We start from the raw sequence: 18,717 nt of genomic DNA, 5'->3' as shown, positions 1-18,717 counted from the left end.
TCAGTCTCCGGTTGGACGCAGCGACTAGAGCCTATCCGAGGGGGGCGGCACAACCGGCATTTCGCGTGGCGGGCAACCGAGCAGTGCCGGTCGCAGCACCAGCCCGTTGAGGTTGAGCAGCACATGCACCAGCATCGCAAACCACAGGTCGCCGGTGGCGAGGTAGATGGTTGCGAGCAGCGCGCCCGCTGTCCCCGTGAAGACCATGCCGACCCCGCCCTGATAGCGGTGGGCGAAGGCAAACAGGATCGTGGCGAGGATGAAGCCGAATTCGGCACTGCTGGTGGCAAGGGCGGCGAAAAGCGGCAACGCGAGGCGGAAGAACAACTCCTCGACCACGCCCGCCGCAGCACCGAGTGCCGTGGTCCAGATGAACTCGCTGCGCTGGCGTGGAAGGATGGCGGTGAGATTGCCCGCCATCATCGGCGCCTTGCCGCGCCGCATGCGCCAGTGCGAGAGCAGGATGCCGATCAGCGCGCCGCCGCACAGCCCGCCGATCGCCGCAAGCTTCAGCATGACCGGATCGTTGCTGAACCCTGCGAGATAGCGGGCGTGTCTGGCGATGCCGGCGAATTCGGGCGGCAGGGTCGTCAGCGCCGCGATCTGCCCGCCAAGCGTCAGTGCCACCAGCGCGCTGCCGCCGAATGCCAACGGGGCGCGACGCATCCAGCGGCGGTAGCGGGCGACGCGGCCCCGACCGCTCGCCACCCCGCCGCCCCGGACATACCAGGCATAGGCGGCGATCAGGCCGAGCAGCAGCAGCCAGTTCAACCGCAAATGCCGTTCAGGCAGCGGGCATGGCCGTTCGCCATCAGGCGGTGCGGTGCTCGCCTTTGACCCAGCGCACGGTGCCGGAACTGGCGCGCATGACGACGCTTTCGGTCGTCATCTTGCCCTTCATCCGCTTAACGCCGGCGAGCAGCGAACCGTCGGTCACGCCGGTCGCGGCAAAGATGCAGTCGCCCTTGGCCAATTCGGACAGGTCGTATTGCTTGTCCAGATCGGTGATGCCCCATTTGCGCGCGCGACCGCGCTCGTCGTCGTTGCGGAACAGCAAGCGGCCTTTGAACTGGCCGCCGACACAGCGCAGCGCGGCACATGCCAGCACACCCTCCGGCGCGCCGCCCGAGCCCATATAAACGTCAATCGTGGTGTCGGGATCGGTGGTCGCAATCACGCCCGCGACATCGCCGTCGCCGATCAGCACGACGCCGCAGCCGATCGTGCGGAGTTCGGCGATCAGCTTTTCGTGGCGGGGGCGATCGAGCACGCAGGCGATGATGTCAGCGGGCTTCACGCCTTTGGCTGTGGCGATCGCTTCGACATTCGCGGTCACCGACTTGTCGAGGTCAATGACGTCGGCGGGATAGCCCGGGCCGACCGCGATCTTGTCCATGTAAACGTCGGGCGCGTTGAGCAGCATGCCCTCTTCGGCGATGGCGAGAACCGCCAGGCTGTTCGGCCCCGCCTTGGCGCAGATCGTTGTTCCCTCCAACGGATCGAGCGCGATGTCGATCTTCGGCCCCTTGCCGATCGCACTGCCGACCTTTTCACCGATATACAGCATTGGCGCTTCGTCGCGCTCGCCTTCACCGATTACCACAGTGCCGTCCATATACAGCTCGTTGAGCGCGGTGCGCATCGCGTCGACGGCGGCGGCATCGGCGGCCTTTTCGTCGCCACGCCCCGTGAGCGTGGAGGCCGCGATGGCGGCGGCCTCGGTGACGCGCACCATCTCAAGGACGAGGACGCGGTCGAGATTCTGACTGGCGGTGGTCATGGATTGCCCTCTTCTATACCCGTTTGGCAGGGGCGATAGGAGGGCGGGGCGGTGTTGTCGATGCCCGCCAACGCTGTCATCGTTTCAAAAGCGTATGGTGCCGCGAAACCAAATGCGATTTCACGGCGTTAGGGCGGGTAACAGGGTTTCAAGGGGCGCGTGACATGCTGACATGGTTGCTGGCGATGAGTGCTTCGGTGAGCGTAGCGGGCGAGGCGCCGCGTGTGGTGACGCTGCCCAAGCGGGCGCGACCGGCGGCAACGGCGCGCAAGCGGCCCGTGCGGAAAGCGCAGCGCCGCATTGCCGCCCGCCCGATCAAGTTATGCCTGACCGGCACCTGTGCGCCAGCGGTGACTTCACGCTATCGGCTTGCCGACACCAACGCGCCGACATGGAGCGCGAAGATGGACGTGGTGAAGTCGGGCGGCGTGCCGTGTGGCGTTCAGGGTGCGCCGGTATGCCCGAGCAAGGGCCGCGAGCTAGTGCGTACCAGCGTCGACTGATTTTCGGGCTTGCCGTACCCCGGCGGGAGCGTGCTAGCATCCGGACCGGAGGGTTCGGGCCATGCCGGTATCGCTGTTGTTGATGTTTGCGCTTCAGACTGGCAGTGCCGGGCCGAGGCGGAGATGCAGGCCTATCGCGAAAAGACCCGCGCCGTCATCCCGTGCAAGACCACCGACGTCGAGGACGAGGTGACGATCTGTGCGCTGCGGGAGGCGGACAAGAAATATCGCGTGCCCTTCGTCACTGCCCGCGCAATCGACAACATACCGGCGCAGACCGATCGCGTGCTGGAGGATGTCATGTTCCAGTGCGGCGTCAGCGGCCCGTTTTTGACGCAGTGTGGCGGGATGGTCGGGGTAACGGCCAGCGTCGGGTTTGACGGTAAGGTGACTCGCAAGCGCGAACCTGCCCCCTAATCACTGAGAATGTGCATCCACATCGGCTCGCCCGCCAGGCTGGTCGAGCCGCGTAGTTTGTCGAGTGCCTGCGCGACGCAACGTTCCGGGCCTTCGTGGGTGACGATGGCGACGAGGACGCTGCCATCGGCGAGCGCGCCGCGCTGAATTAGCGATTCGATTGACACACCGGCATCGCGCATCGCGGCGGCGATCTCGGCCAGCACGCCGACTTTGTCCGCAACGGTAAAGCGCAAATAGGCGCGGCTGCGGCGCTCGCCGGTAGGAGCGGGTGCCTCCACCGCGAGCGACGCGGCTGGCATGGCATAGGGCGGGCCGAACTCGCCGCGCGCGATGTCGATCAGGTCGGCGACGACGGCCGAGGCGGTGGGGCCATCGCCGGCACCCGCGCCCTGAAACAGCAGCCGCCCGACGAAATTGCCCTCCGCCACGACGGCGTTGGTCGCGCCCAGCACATGCGCGAGCGGGTGGGCAAGCGGGACGAGGTGTGGGTGGACGCGCTGGAACAGCCCGTTCGGTCCCAGATCGGCGATTCCAAGCAGGCGGATGCGATAGCCGAGCGCGGCTGCCTCGGCGATGTCGGCGGCGAGCAGATGGCGGATGCCACCGATGGCGACGTCGCCGAATGCTGGTTGCGTGCCGAACGCGACGCTGGCGAGGATCGACAATTTGTGCGCGGCATCGACGCCGTCGATGTCGAAGCTGGGGTCTGCCTCGGCAAACCCGGCTGCTTGTGCTTCGGCGAGAATCTCGGCGAAGTTCCGGCCTTCTGCCTCCATCTTCGACAGAATGAAATTGCAGGTGCCGTTGAGGATGCCATAGACGCGGTCGATGACGTTGGCGGCGGCACCTTCGCGCAGCCCCTTGATGACTGGCACGCCGCCTGCGACCGCCGCCTCGAACTTCATCGCGGTATCGGCCTGTTCGGCCTGACGCGCCAGCTCAAGACCGTGATGCGCGATCATTGCCTTGTTAGCGGTGACCAGGCTCTTGCCGCTGGCCAGCGTGGCGCGGGCGAGCGCGAGGGCGGGGCCATCGGAGCCGCCGATCAGCTCGACCACGACGTCGGCGTTCGGGTGCCGCGCCAGTTCGGCCATGTCGTCGACCCAATCGAAGCGCGCGATATCGACGCCGCGGTCCTTGGCGCGGTCGCGGGCGCTGACTGCGACGATCTCGATCGGACGACCGGCGCGGCGCGCGATCAGCTCGGCATTGGCGTCGATCAGGCGGATCACGCCTGCCCCCACGGTGCCAAGGCCGGCAAGAGCTACGCGAAGCGGTTCGGTCATCAGTTCCTCCGGGCTTCCCGCTAAAGGAAGCCGGGGGAGCCGTAACCCAATTATTTCTTTGTAAGGCCGATTTCGGCGAGCCGTTCGGCGAGATAATCATGCGCGGTAATCGGCGGCTCGCGTTCGGGGTTCGCGGCGGTCACACATTGGGGCAGCGCCTTGATGAGGAAATCCGGCGCGGGATGCAGAAAGAACGGCATCGAGTAGCGAGAATGGCCGCGCCGTTCGGGCGGCGGATTGACGACGCGGTGCGTGGTCGAGGGTAGGACGTGGTTGGTCAGCCGCTGCAGCATGTCGCCGACATTGACCACCATCGCCCCTTCGGGCGGCTTGATCGGCAGCCAGCCGCCGTCGCGGTCGAGCAGTTCGAGACCGGCCTCTTCGGCACCCAGCAACAGCGTGATGAGGTTGATATCCTCATGCGCGCCCGCGCGGACGTTCGGCGCATCCTCGGTAACGGGCGGATAGTGCAGCAGGCGCAGAACCGAATTGCCATCCTTCACCGCCGGGTCGAACCAGCGTGGGTCGAGGCCGAGATGACGGGCAATGGCGGAGAGCAGTTTGTCGCCCGCCGTGTCGAGCGCCGAGAACAGGTCGAGAAAGGTCTGGCGGAAACCTTCGGGCCGGTCGGGCCAGATGTTGGGCGACATGCTGTCGGCGAAGCGGTGCCCCTCCGGAAGCTCGCGGCCGATGTGCCAGAATTCCTTGAGATCGACGTGCGTCGCGCCCTTGGCGATCTCGGTCTTGAACGGCGTGTAACCGCGCGCGCCGCCGCCACCTTGAATGAAATAGCCGCGCTTTTCGTCCTCGGACAGGTCGAAAAAGGCGCGGGTCTGCGCCCAGGCGCGGTCCACCAGCGGCTGGGGCACGCCATGATCGCGCACCATCGCAAAACCGAAGCGCTCGAATGATCCGCCCAGCGCTGCGGCAAAGCCGTCGGGGTCGCTGGCCTGATCGGCGAGGCTGACCAGCGGGACTTCGGAGAGGATCGTGTCGGACATTACAAGGGGCCTTATCGGGATGAATTATCCCTGAGATAGCCCCTCGCGTTGCAGTCGAACAGGGGCCTCAGTTTCCGGTGACGGTCAGCGTGCCGCGACTCTTCGCATCCCCGTTGGGATCGAGCTTGAGCGTGAACGGGCTACCTTCGCCGGTCTTGCCGGCAAGCTGGGATCCGTTTGCGGTGACCGTGAAGCCAGCCGTTTCCATTTGCTCGCGGAACCAGTTGCGCACGGTGTCGGCGGTGGCGGGGCTGTTGAACTGGACCCGCACGGTGCCGCCGTCCTTGGTCGCGGTGTTTTCCTTGCCGTCGATATTCAGCGCGGCGATGGTCGATCCGGGATAGAGTTTTACGCCGTCGATCTCGAAATCGCCTGCGTCGAGCTGGAATTTGGGCAGCTTCAGCGACCCCTCGAAACCTGGCGCTTTAATTGCGACCCGGCCATCCTTATCCGCACTGGCGACAACATTGCCGTCATCGCCCTTGATCGAGATGGTCGTGCCTTCGCCCTCACTGCCGCATGCCGCAAGCGCCACGACCAGCGGCAGAGCCAGCCAAATCCGTTTCATTTCAACCTCCACCGTATTATTTAACCAACACACTAATCGATGTCGTGAAAAAGATCAATCCACGGGGTGACGCATTCGCCGCGATGCGGCATGGGCGCGGCATGGATGCGCGAACCCCCTCCTCCGCGAGCGACTCCGTCAACCGATCGCCGATCCCGATGGGCGAGTTCGTCGCGCTGATCGCGTCGATCATGGCGCTGACGGCGCTCGGCATCGACGCGATGCTGCCGGCGTTACCCGCGATCAGCGACGATCTGGGCGTGACCGAGCCGAACCACCGGCAATATGTCATTACCGCCTTCATGCTCGGCTTTGCCGTGGCACAATTGTTCCACGGGCCGCTGGCCGACCGCTATGGGCGCAAGCCGGTGATTGCGATCGCGCTGGGTTTCTATGTCGTGACCAACGCGGTGGCGGCCTTCTCGCAGAGTTTCGAGCTGTTGCTGGTGGCACGCGCGGCGAGCGGCGCGGCAGTCGCGGCGGGACGGGTGGTGACGGTGGCGCTGGTGCGTGACTGCTTTTCGGGCCGTGCGATGGCGCGGGTGATGAGCCTGGCGTTCATGACGTTCATGATCGTGCCGGTGCTGGCACCCGCCTGGGGGCAGCTGATGGTGATGATTTTCGACACGTGGCGGCTGATATTCGGCGGGATCGCGATCATCGCCGCGCTGGTGCTGATCTGGTTCACGATGCGCATGCCGGAGACGCTGGCGCGCGAATCGGTGCAGCCGCTTGACCTGCGTGGCATCTGGAACGGCTATCGCGCGATGTTCCGCGACCGGTGGGCGGTGGGTTACACGCTGGCGAGCACCGCGATCTCGAGCTGCTTCTTCTCGTTCATCGGATCGATCCAGCAGATCGTCTATGACGTGTTCAAACGGCCCGAACTCCTGACCGTCGTGTTCGCGTCCGTCGCCGGACTGATGGCGGTAGGCGCGTTCATGAACTCGCGGCTGGTGATGCGTTTCGGGATGCGCTTCCTGTCGCATTTCGCACTGGTGGTGCTAACGGTGCTGGCGGTGATCCATCTGGCCGTGATCCTGCTGGGCGGCGAGAATCTGTGGGTGTTCATCATCCTGCAGGCACCGATGATGGCGGCGATGGGGCTGGCCAACTCAAATTTCTCCGCGATGGCGATGGAGAATATGGGCGACATTGCGGGCACGGCGTCGAGCCTGCAAGGGTTCATCGCCACCATGGGTGCAGCGGTGCTGGGCGCGGTGATCGGGCAGGCGTTCGATGGCACCACCGTGCCGCTCTACATCGGCTTCGTGTCGCTAGGATTCGCCGCTCTGGCCATCGTATTCGTCACCGAGCGTGGAAAGCTGTTCCGTCGCAGCTGAAGGCGTTTGTCGCAGACCCAAGGAACCAGCGACCCCGTCCCGCCGTTCGCGCTTCAGTGAAACATGGAGACGTACAATGGGCGGTCATCAGGTACCGGGACAAGGGTCCGGCGACGACGGTTATGACGAAGACGGCTATGACGAGAGCCAGCGCGCCGAAATCCTGGAGGCGACGCGCAGCGGCCCCGGCAACGGTATCATCCTGACCGATCTAAACCCCGATCTGGGCGAAGAGATCGACGCCGACGACGACGAAGACGAGCTGGCGATGACCGCCGACGAGGGATCGAGCAAGATCACCGGCGAGAGCGACGAGGATGACGACGACGAGGACGATGCGCAGGACGCGTTCGAGGACGGAACGGCGGACGACGAGGATCTCGACGACGACGATGCGGTGGCGCTGAACCCCTGAATCTTGACCTGCGATGCAAGGCGGTGGAGCATATGGGGGGAGGACCCGTCATGCTCACCGATCCGCGTGTCGATGCCTATATCGAAAAGCAGGCCTATTTCGCGCGCCCGATCCTGACCTGGCTGCGCGAGCGCGTTCACGTTGCCTGCCCCGAGGTTGAGGAAGCCATCAAGTGGAGCATGCCCGCGTTCTCGTATCGCGGGCGTCCTCTGGCGAATATGGCCGCATTCAAGGGGCATGCGAGCTTCGGCTTTTGGTATCGCCGGGAAATGGCGACGGGTCACGAGGGTGAGGCGATGGGCCAGTTTGGGCGCATCGCGTCTCTTGCCGATCTGCCCGACGCTGCCGCAATGGAAACGTCGGTTCGCGAGGCGGCGGCGCTAATCGAGTCGGGCGAACTGCCGAAGCGTGAGGCCAAGCCGCCCAAAGCCGAGGTGGCAGTGCCGGATACGCTCGCCGAGGCGCTGGCGCGCGATGCGGTGGCGGCGGAGAAATTCGACGCCTTTCCGCCCGGCGCACGGCGCGACTATTGCGACTGGATCGTCGAGGCCAAGCGCGAAGCGACTCGTGACAAGCGTGTGGCGGAAGCGATCGGCTGGATCCGCGAGGGCAAGAAACGGCACTGGAAATACGAGAATTGCTGAGCTTGCAAACGGCTTCAACTATGTCATGTTGCAACATCTCTTACACCAGGAGGTTGCCATGCGACGTTATGCTGCCCCGGCCGAGCCCGAACTGTTCTCGACGATGAATACGACGCCGTTGATCGATGTGCTGCTGGTGCTGCTGGTAATGCTCATCATCACCATCCCGGTGGCGCGGCACAAGATTCCGGTCGATCTGCCAAACGGAAAGGCGACTCCAAAACTGGAAACGCCACACCGGCTGGATATTTCGGCGTCCGGGAGGTTGTCCTGGGACGGGCGCGCGATTGCCGAGGCGGAATTGCCGGACCTGCTGGCCACGACCGTCGCGGCACAGGGCGTACTGCACCTGAAGACCGATGCGGCGGCGAGCTATGATCGCTTTACCGGCGTGCTCGCTACGGTGAAGCGGGCGGGCGTCACCCGTCTCGGCTTTATCGGCAACGAGCGCATGGCGATCGAGTGACGCGATGCGGCGTGTGAAGCGGTACGGTCACGCGCCGCTTTCCCGCGTCGCGCAGGTGCCGTAAGCCGTTTCCATGACGCGCTTTTCGCAGGAAATCACCGCCGGACCGGACGACATCGACGAACTGGGCCATGTCAACAATGCGGTGTGGGTCCGCTGGATTCAGGACATTGCCGTCGCACACTGGCATGCGGTGGCGGCACCGGAACACCACGCCGCCTATATCTGGGTCGTGACGCGGCATGAGATCGACTATCGCGGCAATGTCGTGGCGGGCGAGACGGTGACGGGTGAAACCTGGGTGCCGCAGCCGCCGCGCGGGGCGCGGTTCGACCGGCATATGCGCTTCACCGGCGCGGACGGGCGGGTGAAGGTCGAGGCGGTATCGACCTGGGCGATGCTGGACCGCGCGACCGGGCGGCTGGTGCGCGTGCGCGAGGACGTAGCGGCACCGTTTTTGGAAAAGTGAGAGTCGATTCGCCTGAGCAATGGCGTTCAGGTCTCTGAAGATGCTCCGAAATTGACGCCCGACATCAGCTCGGGGGAACGCGCGAGGTTGTCACGGGTTACAGCCGGGAATCGTGCCGGGCTGGAGACAACATGCTAAAAATATTCAGATTTTTTGCGTGTCTGCGCGGATCGCACGAGCGTAATATGGCGACGGTCCATTTCCGTGGCGATCGGATGATCGGCGAGTGTGTCGGTTGTGGCCGACCGATGGAAAAGGGCGTGAGGGGCTGGCGCCTGGAACGCTAGTCACTCGCTTGTCGATCCCTGCCTGCGTCTGCTACCCGGAGTTACGCAGCGCCGTTGCGATCGCGTTGATCGACAACAGGATGCCCTGTTCGATTTTGGGATCGGTTTCGCCCCCGCGGTGGCGTTTGAGCAGCTCGACCTGGAGCAGGTTCAGCGGCTCGATATAGGGTAGCCGCAGGCGGATCGAGTTTTCGAGCGCGGGGTGCTTTTCGAGCAGCCGGGTCTGGCGGGTGACTTCGAGCAACTGGTCGTGTGTCGTCTGCCAGCCGTCCTTGATCCGCCCGAAGATGCTGTCGGCCAGCGCGCGATCCTCGACCAGCGCAGCGTAGCGGCTGGCGATGGCCATGTCGGACTTGGCCAGCACCATCTCAAGATTCGCCAGTGTCGACGCGAACAGCGGCCAGCCCGCCGCCATCTCGCGCAACAGTCCGCGATCCGGAAACGCGGACAGCGCTGCACCGACGCCATACCAGCCGGGGAGCATCACGCGCGCCTGCGCCCAGCTGAATACCCAGGGGATCGCGCGCAGATCCTCGATCGCGTCGGATTTCTTGCGACTGGCAGGGCGGCTGCCGATCTTGAGGCTGCCGATTTCGGCGATCGGAGTCAGCTGGCGAAAGAAGGAGGTGAAGCCGTCGGTGCCATAGACGAGGTCACGATAGGATTTGAACGCGGTGCCCGACAACTGCTCCATCGCACCCTCGAACCGCGCGGCGTCGGCATCCGACAGCTGCTGTGGCTCCAGGCTGGCGAGGATCGTGGCCGACGCCATTGCCTCCAAATTGGTCTGCGCGCTTTCCCGCGTGCCGTATTTGGCGGCGATCACCTCGCCCTGTTCGGTGATGCGGATGCGACCCTGTACCGTCCCGGCGGGCTGCGCTTGAATCGCGGCGAAGGACGATCCGCCGCCGCGCCCGACAGCGCCGCCGCGCCCGTGGAACAGCTGCATGCCGATCCCGGCTTCTTCGAACACCGGCTTCAGCGCAGTCGATCCTTTGGACAGCCCCCAGGTCGAGGTGAGGTAACCGCCGTCCTTGTTCGAATCCGAATAGCCGATCATCACTTCCTGATGCCCACGAGCGGTGCTGATCGCGGCGACGTCGGGAAGCGCGAACCAGGCGCGCATGATGTCGGGCGCGGCCTCCAGATCGCCGATCGTCTCGAACAACGGCACGGCCATGATGTGGGCTTTGGGGGTGTCGCCGGGGATGTAGAGTCCGGCTTCCTTGAGCAACACATTCACTTCGAGGAGGTCGGACACCGACTGCGCCATCGACACGATGTAATTGACGATGGCCGAGCGGCCATAGCGGGCGTGTGCGTCGGCAGCAGCGTTGACGATGGCTAATTCGGACGCGGTTTCGTCCGAATAGCTGGCGTAGCGGCTGGTCAGCGGGCGCGGGGAAGCGAGTTCGCGGCGGAGGAGGGCGACGCGGGCGTCCTCGTCCAGCGACAGATAGTCGGGTTCGACCCCGGCGGCGGCAAGCAGTTCGGCGATGACGCGCTCATGCACCGCGCTGTTTTGGCGCATGTCGAGCGTTGCGAGGTGGAAGCCGAAGATATCGACCGAGCGGATCAGGCGGCCGAGCGCGCCGCTCGATGCCAGCGACTCCGCCCCATCGGCGGCGAGGCCGCGCGCGAGGGTGGCGAGGTCGCTGCGAAAGGCAGCGGGATCGGCATAGGCCTCGCCTTTGAGCGCGCCGGGGCGGGGCGGCGCTTTGCCGGTCAGCTTGGCATAGGTCGCGGCGAGACGGGCGTAGATACCGGAGATCGCACGGCGATATGGTTCGTCGGCGCGGCTGGCGGCATTGTCGCCGCTGGCATCGGCGAGCGCGGCGACATCGGCGTCGATCGTGGCATGGTGGCTGGAGATCGACAGTTCGGCGCCGAGCGCATGGACCGCGTCGAGATAATGGATCAGCACCGTTTCCGCCGAGCGCGCGAGGGTCAGGCGAAGCGCATCGGCGGTGACGAACGGGTTGCCGTCGCGGTCGCCGCCGATCCAGTTGCCGGGCTTGAGGAAAGCGGGAACGCGGCTGCCCAATGCGCGGTCCCAGCGGGCGTAGAGCGCGGGAAGGGTGGGCAGGAACACGTCGCGTAGATAGCTGAGCGCAATCTCCACCTCATCCGCGACATAGAGCCGCTCGAACCGCAGCACGCGGGTCTGCCACAGCAACGCGACCTGCCGCACGATCGCTTCGTCGACGAGATCGCCGTCGGGCGTTTCGGAGGTGCCACCATCCTTCAGTCGCATCAGTTCGGCAATGCGATTGCGGTGGTCGATCATCGACTTGCGGCGCACTTCGGTGGGGTGCGCGGTGAGGACCGGGGCGACCAACGCGTGTTCGAGCAGCGCGGCGACGCGGTCCGCGCCGATGCCATGCTCCTTCAGCTTGGCGATGGCATGCTCGACGTCCGCGCCGGGTTCGGCGGCGATGCCCTGTCGATCTTCGGCCAGATTGGCGAGCATCGAGAACAGCATAAAGCTGCGCACGAAATCGAGCGTCTCATCGAGGCTCAGGCTGTCGAGGCCGGGGTCGATCGTGTCGGCGCCCGCAATCCCGCGATGCCGGTCGACCGAGGCCGAACGGATATACTCGATCCGGCGGAACAGCGTCTCGCCCCCATAACCGCGGATCACATCGCCGAGAACGCGACCGAGGAAACGGATGTCGGGATTGTTGGTGATCGGGGTGCTGGCCATGACGCAAATGCTGCACTGCGTCATGGCGGGCGTCAACCTATGCGTGCTTTGTCATGGGCAAGCGAGAGTGGTTATGTTCCATGATCGTCGATCCGACGCCGGAATGTTTCGGGCAGGAACAGTAATCCGAGAATGACGGTCAGCACCGCGACGGTGACCGGATACCACAGCCCGTAATAGATATCGCCCGTGGCCGCGACCATGGCGAACGCGATGGTCGGCAGGAACCCGCCGAACCAGCCATTGCCGATATGATAGGGGAGCGACATCGCGGTGTAGCGAATCCGCGTCGGGAAAATCTCGACAAGTAACGCGGCGATCGGGCCATAAACCGCCGTCACCAGCAACACGAGCCAGGTCAGCAGCGCGACGATCAGCGGCTTGTTCATCTGCGTCGGGTCGGCCTTAGCCGGATAGGCGGCGGCGGTCAGCGCGGATTTGAGTTCGCCCTGAAATGCGGTGATGCGGCCGGCGCGTTCGAGCGGTTGCAAGCCATCGGGCTGCGGCGCGGCAAGCTGCGTTCCGCCGATGCGGACGATTGCGCCCTGTGCAGCGGGGCCGTCGATGCTGGTGTACGGAATGCCCGCTTTGGCGAGCGCAGCCTTGGCGATGTCGCAGCCGGTATTGTCGAACTTGTTCTTGCCGACCGGGTCGAACTGGAACGCGCAGGTGGCAGGGTCAGCCTGCACGGCAACGGGCGCGCGGGTCTGGGCGGCGGCGAGGGCGGGGTTGGTGGCGCTGGTGAGCGCGGTGAATACCGGGAAGTAGGTCAGCGCGGCGAGCGCGCAGCCAGTGAGAATGATCGGTTTGCGCCCGATCTTGTCGCTCAGCCAGCCGAAGATGACGAAGAACGGCGTGCCGATGATCAGCGCGATCGCAATCAGGATGTTGGCGGTCGCGCCATCGACCTTCAGCGTCTTTTCGAGGAAGAACAGCGCATAGAATTGCCCGGTGTACCAGACCACCGCCTGCCCTGCGACCGCACCGAGCAGCACGATCAGGACGACGCGAAGGCTCTTCCACTGGCCGAACGCTTCGGTGAAGGGGGCTTTGGACGTCGTGCCCTCGTCCTTCATCTTCTGGAACACCGGGCTCTCGGCGAGCTGGAGCCGGATCCACAGTGACACGCCGAGCAGCAGTATCGAAACGAGGAAGGGAAGCCGCCAGCCCCATTCCAGGAACGCCGCCTCACCGATGCTGGTGCGGATGCCGATGACGATCAGCAGCGCGGCAAACAGGCCGAGCGTGGCGGTGGTCTGAATCCAGCTGGTGAACAGCCCGCGCTTTCCCTCGGGCGCGTGCTCTGCGACATAAGTCGCGGCACCGCCATATTCGCCGCCGAGCGCAAGGCCCTGAAGGATACGCAGGACAACCAGGATGATCGGCGCGGCGACGCCGATGCTTTCATAACTGGGCAGCAATCCGACTGCGAAGGTGGACAAGCCCATCAGGCCCATCGTGACGAGAAAGGTATATTTGCGCCCGACCACGTCGCCCAATCGCCCGAACACCAGCGCGCCGAATGGTCGCACCGCAAACCCGGCGGCGAACGCGCCCAGCGCCAGGATGAAGCCGGTCGTCTCGTTCACGCCGGAGAAGAATTTGGCGGAAATGACGGTGGCGAGCAGACCGTACAGGTAGAAATCATACCATTCGAACACGGTGCCCAGCGACGAGGCGATGATGACCTTGCGCTCGCTTTGTCCGCTGGTTGCTGCCGGTGCCGTCATCCTGTCCCCCATATGTTTTGCGCAATGGTGGCGGGTTTTTGGGCCGGGGTCGAGGGCCGGAATGTACGCGAGCGGCGGGGCCAAGCTTTAGTCGTCGAGCAGCGCGAGGCTTACCTTTGCCGTCCCCGTGCGATGCATGCCGATCTCGCGCGCAGCCGCATGGCTCAAATCGATGACTCGCCCGGCGCGGAACGGGCCGCGATCGTTGATGCGGACGATGACGCTGCGCCCGGTGGCGATGTTGGTGACGCGCATGCGGCTGCCGAAACGGGCGGTGCGGTGGGCGGCGGTCAGCGTGTCGGGGTCACAGCGTTCGCCGTTGGCGGTGCGGTTGCCAGCAATCTCGCGGCTGAAATAGCTGGCGGTGCCACTGTCCAGCACGACGCCGATCGCGTCGTCGTCAGCCGCTGCCGGACAAGCCAGCAGCAATGCTATGATGGCGATCGATCCCCGCATGTCCCCGTCCCCTTTGAGGAGGACGGGTGAAGCAGCGAGAGTGACGCTGAACAAGATGCCCAGCGCCACGCTGCCCGGATTCCACGATCAGACGTCGAGGTTGGCGACGCTCAGCGCATTGTCCTGAATGAATTCGCGGCGCGGTTCGACCACGTCGCCCATCAGGCGGGTGAAGATCTCGTCCGCGACATCGGCCTGATCGACCTGAACGACCAGCATCGAGCGGTTCGCCGGATCGAGCGTGGTTTCCCACAGCTGATCGGCATTCATCTCGCCCAAGCCCTTGTAGCGCTGAATGCTCAGCCCCTTGCGGCCAAAGGCGAGGATCGCATCGAGCAGCTGGCTCGGGCGGGAAACCAACGTCTCGCCCTTCGCCACCGCGACCGGGATTTCGCCTTCTTCGCCATTCGTCGGCGTCGCGGCTTCCGCCTCGGCCTCGGCAGCCGCACTCGCCTTCGACGAAATCAGCTTCGACGGCAGCAGATATTGTTCGGCATTCTCGATTGCGAGTGCGTGGAGCTTGCGCGCCTCTGCCGACAACAGGAACGCGGCCTCGACGACATGATGATCGGTCACGCCGCGCCACCAGCGCTCGAAATGATAGCCGCCATCGTCGGTCACGCGCGCCGACCAGCGGGCATCGGCATCCGCCGCATCGAGTCGGGTGACGACCGTCGTCAGGCTTGCCGCCCGCTGATCGCGCGTGGCGGCGGGATCGAGTCCGTTGCCCAGCGCCAGCGCCTCGATAATCATTGGATCGTAACGGCGCGGGACATAGCGCATCAGCGTGCGCATGCGGCGGGCATGCTCGACCAGTTCGCGCAAATCCTCACCGGTGCGCTGCGACCCTTGCGTATCCAGCACGGTGCCGCCGACACCCGCATCGACCAAATATTGGTCGAGCGCGGTATCGTCCTTCAGATACACCTCCGACCGGCCCTTCGACGCCTTATACAGCGGTGGCTGGGCGATATAGAGATGCCCGTTTGTGATGATCTCCGGCATCTGGCGATAGAAAAACGTCAGCAGCAGCGTGCGGATATGCGCGCCATCGACATCGGCGTCGGTCATGATGACGATCTTGTGATAGCGCAGCTTTTCGACGTTGAAATCGTCGCGGCCGATGCCGGTGCCCATCGCCTGAATCAGCGTGCCGATTTCCTTGGAGCCGAGCATACGGTCGAAACGAGCGCGCTCGACGTTCAGGATCTTGCCGCGCAGGGGCAGGATCGCCTGAAAGTGCCGGTCGCGGCCCTGTTTCGCCGAGCCGCCGGCGGAGTCACCCTCGACCAGGAACAGTTCGGACTTGGCGGGATCGCGCTCCTGACAGTCGGCGAGTTTGCCGGGGAGCGAGGCGATATCCATCACGCCCTTGCGCCGGGTCAGCTCGCGCGCCTTTTTCGCGGCTTCGCGCGCGGCGGCGGCGTCGATCACCTTCTGGATGATCGCCTTGGCGGTCTGCGGGTTTTCCTCCAGCCATTCGGCCATCTTGTCGGCCATCAGGCTTTCGAGCGGCTGGCGGACTTCGGACGAGACCAATTTGTCCTTGGTCTGCGAACTGAACTTCGGATCGGGCAGTTTGACCGAGACGATCGCGGTCAATCCCTCGCGCATGTCGTCGCCGGTCAGCGAGACTTTCTCTTTCTTCAGCGCGCCCGATTTATCCGCGTAATTGTTGAGCGTGCGGGTCAGCGCGGCGCGGAACGCGGCCAGATGCGTGCCGCCGTCGCGCTGCGGGATGTTATTGGTGAAGCACAGGACGTTTTCGTAATAGCTGTCGTTCCACTCCAGCGCGACGTCGATCGTGACGTCGTCGCGGGTGCCGCTGATCGCCACCGGATCGGGCATCAACGGGGTCTTGTTGCGGTCGAGATATTTTACGAAGGCGGCGATCCCGCCCTCGTAATAAAGGTCGATTTCCTTCAGCTCCTCATGCCGCGCGTCGCGCAGCTTCAGGCGCACGCCCGAGTTGAGGAAAGCGAGTTCGCGGTAACGATGCTCGAGCTTCTCGAAATCATATTCGGTGATCTTGAAGGTTGCGGGGCTGGCGAGGAAGGTGACGCGCGTCCCCTTTTTCCCGTCCGCCGGACCGACGACCTTGAGCGGGGCGACGGCATCGCCGAACGCGAAGCGCATATAATGCTCCTCGCCGTCGCGCCAGATGTTGAGATCGAGCCATTCGGACAGCGCGTTTACCACCGAAACGCCGACACCGTGGAGGCCGCCGGAAACCTTATACGCATTGTCATCCGACGTGTTCTCGAACTTCCCGCCCGCATGCAGCTGGGTCATGATGACCTCGGCGGCGGAAACGCCTTCTTCGGTGTGGATTCCGGTGGGAATGCCGCGTCCGTTATCCTCGACGCTGACCGATCCGTCGGCGTTCAGCGTGATGAGGATCAGGTCGCAATGCCCCGCCAGCGCCTCGTCGATCGCATTGTCCGACACCTCGAACACCATGTGGTGCAGACCCGAGCCGTCATCGGTATCGCCGATATACATGCCGGGGCGCTTGCGGACGGCGTCAAGGCCCTTCAGGACTTTGATGCTGTCGGCGCCATAGGCGTTTGCGTTGGGGACGTTTTCGGGGGTTTTATCGTCTTCAGATGCCATGCCGAGCATATAGGGTCGGCGGTCACAAAACGGAAGCAAAATGGGCGGGCCGCCCGCGAGGGACGACCCGCCATTCTGACGTTTAGAACTCGCTGGCGCGGCGGCCCAGCAGGGTTACCTCGACGCGGCGGTTCTGGCGCATGCCCTGCGCGGTCGCGTTGGTGGCGACCGGCTGGCTTTCGCCCAGGCCACGCACCTGAAAGCGCGCGCGGGTCACGCCCATTTCATCAAAGGCGGCGCGGACGGCGTCTGCGCGGCGCTGCGACAGCGCTTCGTTATGCGCATCGGTGCCGCGCGAATCGGTATGGCCTTCGATGGCGACACGCACGCCGCGATTGTCGCGGAGGTACGCCGCAAGCGCCTCCAGCTTGGCCGCAGCACCGGGGCGCAATACCGCGCTGTCGGTGGCGAACAGGACCGAATCCTCCATCCGCATCATCGCGCCACGCTCGGTCTGGCGAAAGCCATAGCCGCGCATCGCGCCGCGATCCCAACCGCCTGCCCGAGGACCGGGGGCGGGGCGTTCCCAGCCTGCATCACGCGCATCCCAGTCGAAGCGGTCGCGCGCGCTGCCGGCGATAGTGGCAAAGGCGCGGTTGGCAGCCTGTGCTTCACGCATGCTGATCAACCGGTCGCGGTTGCGATCGAAATTGCGCAGCACGAAAGAACGACCGCGATTGGTGCGCTTCAACTCCGGGTAGAGCAGGCGCACACCGGGTCCGGCAAGGCCGATGTCACGCGTACCGGGGCGGCCACCACCCCAGTCCCAGGTTTGTGCCGACGCGGGCGCGGCCATTGCCATGCCGAGCGCGGCGAAAATCAGTACATTCTTCATTCTATTACTCCCGTTTCCCCCCAACCTGGAGCGGAAATAGGCAGCCGCACTTGAACGGCGGATGGCGTGGAATGAAAGCTTGCGTTCAGGCCGTAACAATCGATCCGTCGCGCACGGCATAGCGGGTGGCGGCGTCGATCCCGTCGAACAATTCCGCTTCCGTGCCGGTCATCCACACTTGTCCGCGCCCCGCCAACCGGTCGAACAACGCGACCCGGCGGCTGGGGTCGAGATGCGCGGCAACCTCGTCCAGCAAGAGGATCGGGGTCCGCCCCGTGCGGTCGGCGACCAGTTCGGCATGCGCCAAAACGATGCCGAGCAGCAGTGCCTTCTGCTCCCCCGTGGAGCAGAGATGCGCGGGCTGGGCCTTGGTCAGATGGGTGACGATCAGGTCGTGGCGGTGCGGGCCGGTCAGGGTGCGGCCCGCTGCCGCATCGCGCGCGCGACCGGCGCGAAGTTGCGCCGCGAGATCGGATGGCGGCGCACCTTCCAGCGTGAGCGTCGCGCGGGCGAACGCCCCCTCGGGCTGGTCCGCAATGGCGGCGGCGAGCGCGGTGACGGCGGCACGGCGGGCGGCATCGATCGCTTCGCCATGCTCGGCCATGCGCGCCTCCAGCGCGGTCAACCAGTCGGGATCGGCGGGTTCCTCGGCAGCGAGCAGCCGGTTACGCTCGCGCATCGCGGCTTCGTAACGCGCAGTGTGGTGCGCATGGCCCGGGGCAAGCGCAAGCGTCAGGCGATCGAGAAAGCGGCGGCGCTCGCTGGCGGGTTCGACGAACAGCCGGTCCATGGCGGGGGTAAGCCACAATACGGTGAGCCACTCCGCCAGCCCGGTCGCGGCGGCGGGCGCGCCGTTGATGCGCACGATGCGGCGCTCCGGCGCGGCGGCCTGCGTGCCGGTGCCGATTTCGGTGCTGTCGGCAAGCGTCGCGGCAACGCCGAAGCCGCCTTTGCCACCCCGCCGCGCCATCTCCCCCAGGGGCGCGCGGCGCAGCCCGCGTCCGGGGGCGAGCAGCGACACCGCCTCCAGCACATTGGTTTTGCCCGCGCCATTATCGCCCGCCAGCACGACGAAGCCGGGACCGGGCATGAGCACAGCATCGGCATGATTGCGAAAGTCGGTGAGGACGAGGCGGGTAAGAGCCATTTGAACCCATCCCTAGCGCAGGTGCTTGCAGGGGAACACTGGTTGCGGGA

The 18,717-nt window shown here is 65.1% G+C and carries 18 protein-coding genes; 7 read left to right on the top strand and 11 right to left on the bottom strand.

Annotated elements, in window-relative coordinates; genetic code table 11:
• Positions 1-24: 24 nt before the first annotated feature.
• Both U1702_RS10430 and glpX read right to left on the bottom strand, forming a co-directional pair.
• Complete coding sequence (locus tag U1702_RS10430) at positions 25-771, bottom strand: CPBP family intramembrane glutamic endopeptidase (RefSeq protein WP_332724132.1); 747 nt, start codon at positions 769-771, stop codon at positions 25-27.
• A gap of 40 nt (positions 772-811) precedes the next feature.
• Complete coding sequence (glpX, locus tag U1702_RS10425) at positions 812-1,780, bottom strand: class II fructose-bisphosphatase (protein ID WP_332724130.1); 969 nt, start codon at positions 1,778-1,780, stop codon at positions 812-814.
• Between the two features lie 164 nt (positions 1,781-1,944).
• Here glpX and U1702_RS10420 point away from each other — a divergent pair, with 164 nt between their 5' ends.
• Both U1702_RS10420 and U1702_RS10415 read left to right on the top strand, forming a co-directional pair.
• Positions 1,945-2,283, top strand: coding sequence for a hypothetical protein (locus U1702_RS10420; RefSeq protein WP_332724128.1), 339 nt, complete (start codon positions 1,945-1,947; stop codon positions 2,281-2,283).
• Positions 2,284-2,406: 123 nt separating this feature from the next.
• Positions 2,407-2,700: a hypothetical protein gene (locus tag U1702_RS10415; RefSeq protein WP_332724126.1), complete on the top strand. Its 294-nt coding sequence runs from the start codon at positions 2,407-2,409 to the stop codon at positions 2,698-2,700.
• On the opposite strand, the gene U1702_RS10410 is transcribed toward U1702_RS10415, so the two are convergent.
• The 3 genes from U1702_RS10410 to U1702_RS10400 form a co-directional block, all read right to left on the bottom strand.
• Positions 2,697-3,989, bottom strand: a complete 1,293-nt coding sequence (locus U1702_RS10410; RefSeq protein ID WP_332724124.1) for a homoserine dehydrogenase — start codon at positions 3,987-3,989, stop codon at positions 2,697-2,699. The two genes, U1702_RS10415 and U1702_RS10410, sit on opposite strands and share 4 nt — an antisense overlap.
• Positions 3,990-4,039: 50 nt before the next feature.
• Complete coding sequence (locus U1702_RS10405; RefSeq protein WP_332724122.1) at positions 4,040-4,990, bottom strand: isopenicillin N synthase family dioxygenase; 951 nt, start codon at positions 4,988-4,990, stop codon at positions 4,040-4,042.
• 67 nt (positions 4,991-5,057) lie between these two features.
• The gene (locus U1702_RS10400) at positions 5,058-5,558 is read right to left on the bottom strand and encodes a putative periplasmic lipoprotein (protein ID WP_332724120.1); all 501 of its coding nucleotides are present in this window, start codon (positions 5,556-5,558) and stop codon (positions 5,058-5,060) included.
• Between the two features lie 44 nt (positions 5,559-5,602).
• Between U1702_RS10400 and U1702_RS10395 the strand changes: the two genes are divergently transcribed.
• From U1702_RS10395 to U1702_RS10375, 5 genes are all read left to right on the top strand, one after another.
• Entirely contained in the window at positions 5,603-6,901 is a 1,299-nt protein-coding gene (locus tag U1702_RS10395; RefSeq protein WP_332724118.1) for a multidrug effflux MFS transporter, read from the top strand.
• A gap of 76 nt (positions 6,902-6,977) precedes the next feature.
• Positions 6,978-7,316, top strand: a complete 339-nt coding sequence (locus U1702_RS10390) for a DNA primase (RefSeq protein ID WP_332724116.1) — start codon at positions 6,978-6,980, stop codon at positions 7,314-7,316.
• A gap of 50 nt (positions 7,317-7,366) precedes the next feature.
• A complete protein-coding gene (locus U1702_RS10385; protein WP_332724114.1) occupies positions 7,367-7,960 on the top strand; it encodes a YdeI/OmpD-associated family protein in 594 nt (197 codons plus the stop codon).
• 58 nt (positions 7,961-8,018) lie between these two features.
• Positions 8,019-8,426 (top strand): ExbD/TolR family protein, encoded by a 408-nt coding sequence (locus tag U1702_RS10380; RefSeq protein WP_332724112.1) that lies wholly within the window; start codon positions 8,019-8,021, stop codon positions 8,424-8,426.
• A 73-nt stretch (positions 8,427-8,499) separates the two neighbouring features.
• A complete protein-coding gene (locus U1702_RS10375) occupies positions 8,500-8,895 on the top strand; it encodes an acyl-CoA thioesterase (RefSeq protein WP_332724110.1) in 396 nt (131 codons plus the stop codon).
• A gap of 318 nt (positions 8,896-9,213) precedes the next feature.
• Here U1702_RS10375 and ppc read toward each other — a convergent pair whose 3' ends face one another.
• The 6 genes from ppc to recF all read right to left on the bottom strand — a co-directional run bounded on the left by ppc (position 9,214) and on the right by recF (position 18,667).
• Positions 9,214-11,886 carry a phosphoenolpyruvate carboxylase gene (gene ppc / locus U1702_RS10370; RefSeq protein ID WP_332724108.1) on the bottom strand — a complete coding sequence of 891 codons (2,673 nt, stop codon included), beginning with the start codon at positions 11,884-11,886 and terminating at the stop codon, positions 9,214-9,216.
• 71 nt (positions 11,887-11,957) lie between these two features.
• Positions 11,958-13,616: an MFS transporter gene (locus U1702_RS10365; RefSeq protein ID WP_332724106.1), complete on the bottom strand. Its 1,659-nt coding sequence runs from the start codon at positions 13,614-13,616 to the stop codon at positions 11,958-11,960.
• An 87-nt stretch (positions 13,617-13,703) separates the two neighbouring features.
• Positions 13,704-14,072 (bottom strand): septal ring lytic transglycosylase RlpA family protein, encoded by a 369-nt coding sequence (locus U1702_RS10360; RefSeq protein ID WP_332724105.1) that lies wholly within the window; start codon positions 14,070-14,072, stop codon positions 13,704-13,706.
• A gap of 87 nt (positions 14,073-14,159) precedes the next feature.
• Complete coding sequence (gene gyrB, locus U1702_RS10355) at positions 14,160-16,694, bottom strand: DNA topoisomerase (ATP-hydrolyzing) subunit B (RefSeq protein WP_332724103.1); 2,535 nt, start codon at positions 16,692-16,694, stop codon at positions 14,160-14,162.
• Positions 16,695-16,767: 73 nt separating this feature from the next.
• Positions 16,768-17,520 (bottom strand): OmpA family protein, encoded by a 753-nt coding sequence (locus U1702_RS10350; protein WP_332724101.1) that lies wholly within the window; start codon positions 17,518-17,520, stop codon positions 16,768-16,770.
• An 85-nt stretch (positions 17,521-17,605) separates the two neighbouring features.
• Positions 17,606-18,667, bottom strand: coding sequence for a DNA replication/repair protein RecF (gene recF, locus U1702_RS10345; protein WP_332724099.1), 1,062 nt, complete (start codon positions 18,665-18,667; stop codon positions 17,606-17,608).
• Positions 18,668-18,717 lie beyond the last annotated feature (50 nt).

The organism is Sphingomonas sp. LT1P40 (assembly GCF_036663835.1).
GTDB lineage: Bacteria > Pseudomonadota > Alphaproteobacteria > Sphingomonadales > Sphingomonadaceae > Sphingomonas.
The sequence above is the reverse complement of the archived record's forward strand: the minus strand, read 5'-3'. Positions and strand labels throughout refer to the sequence as shown.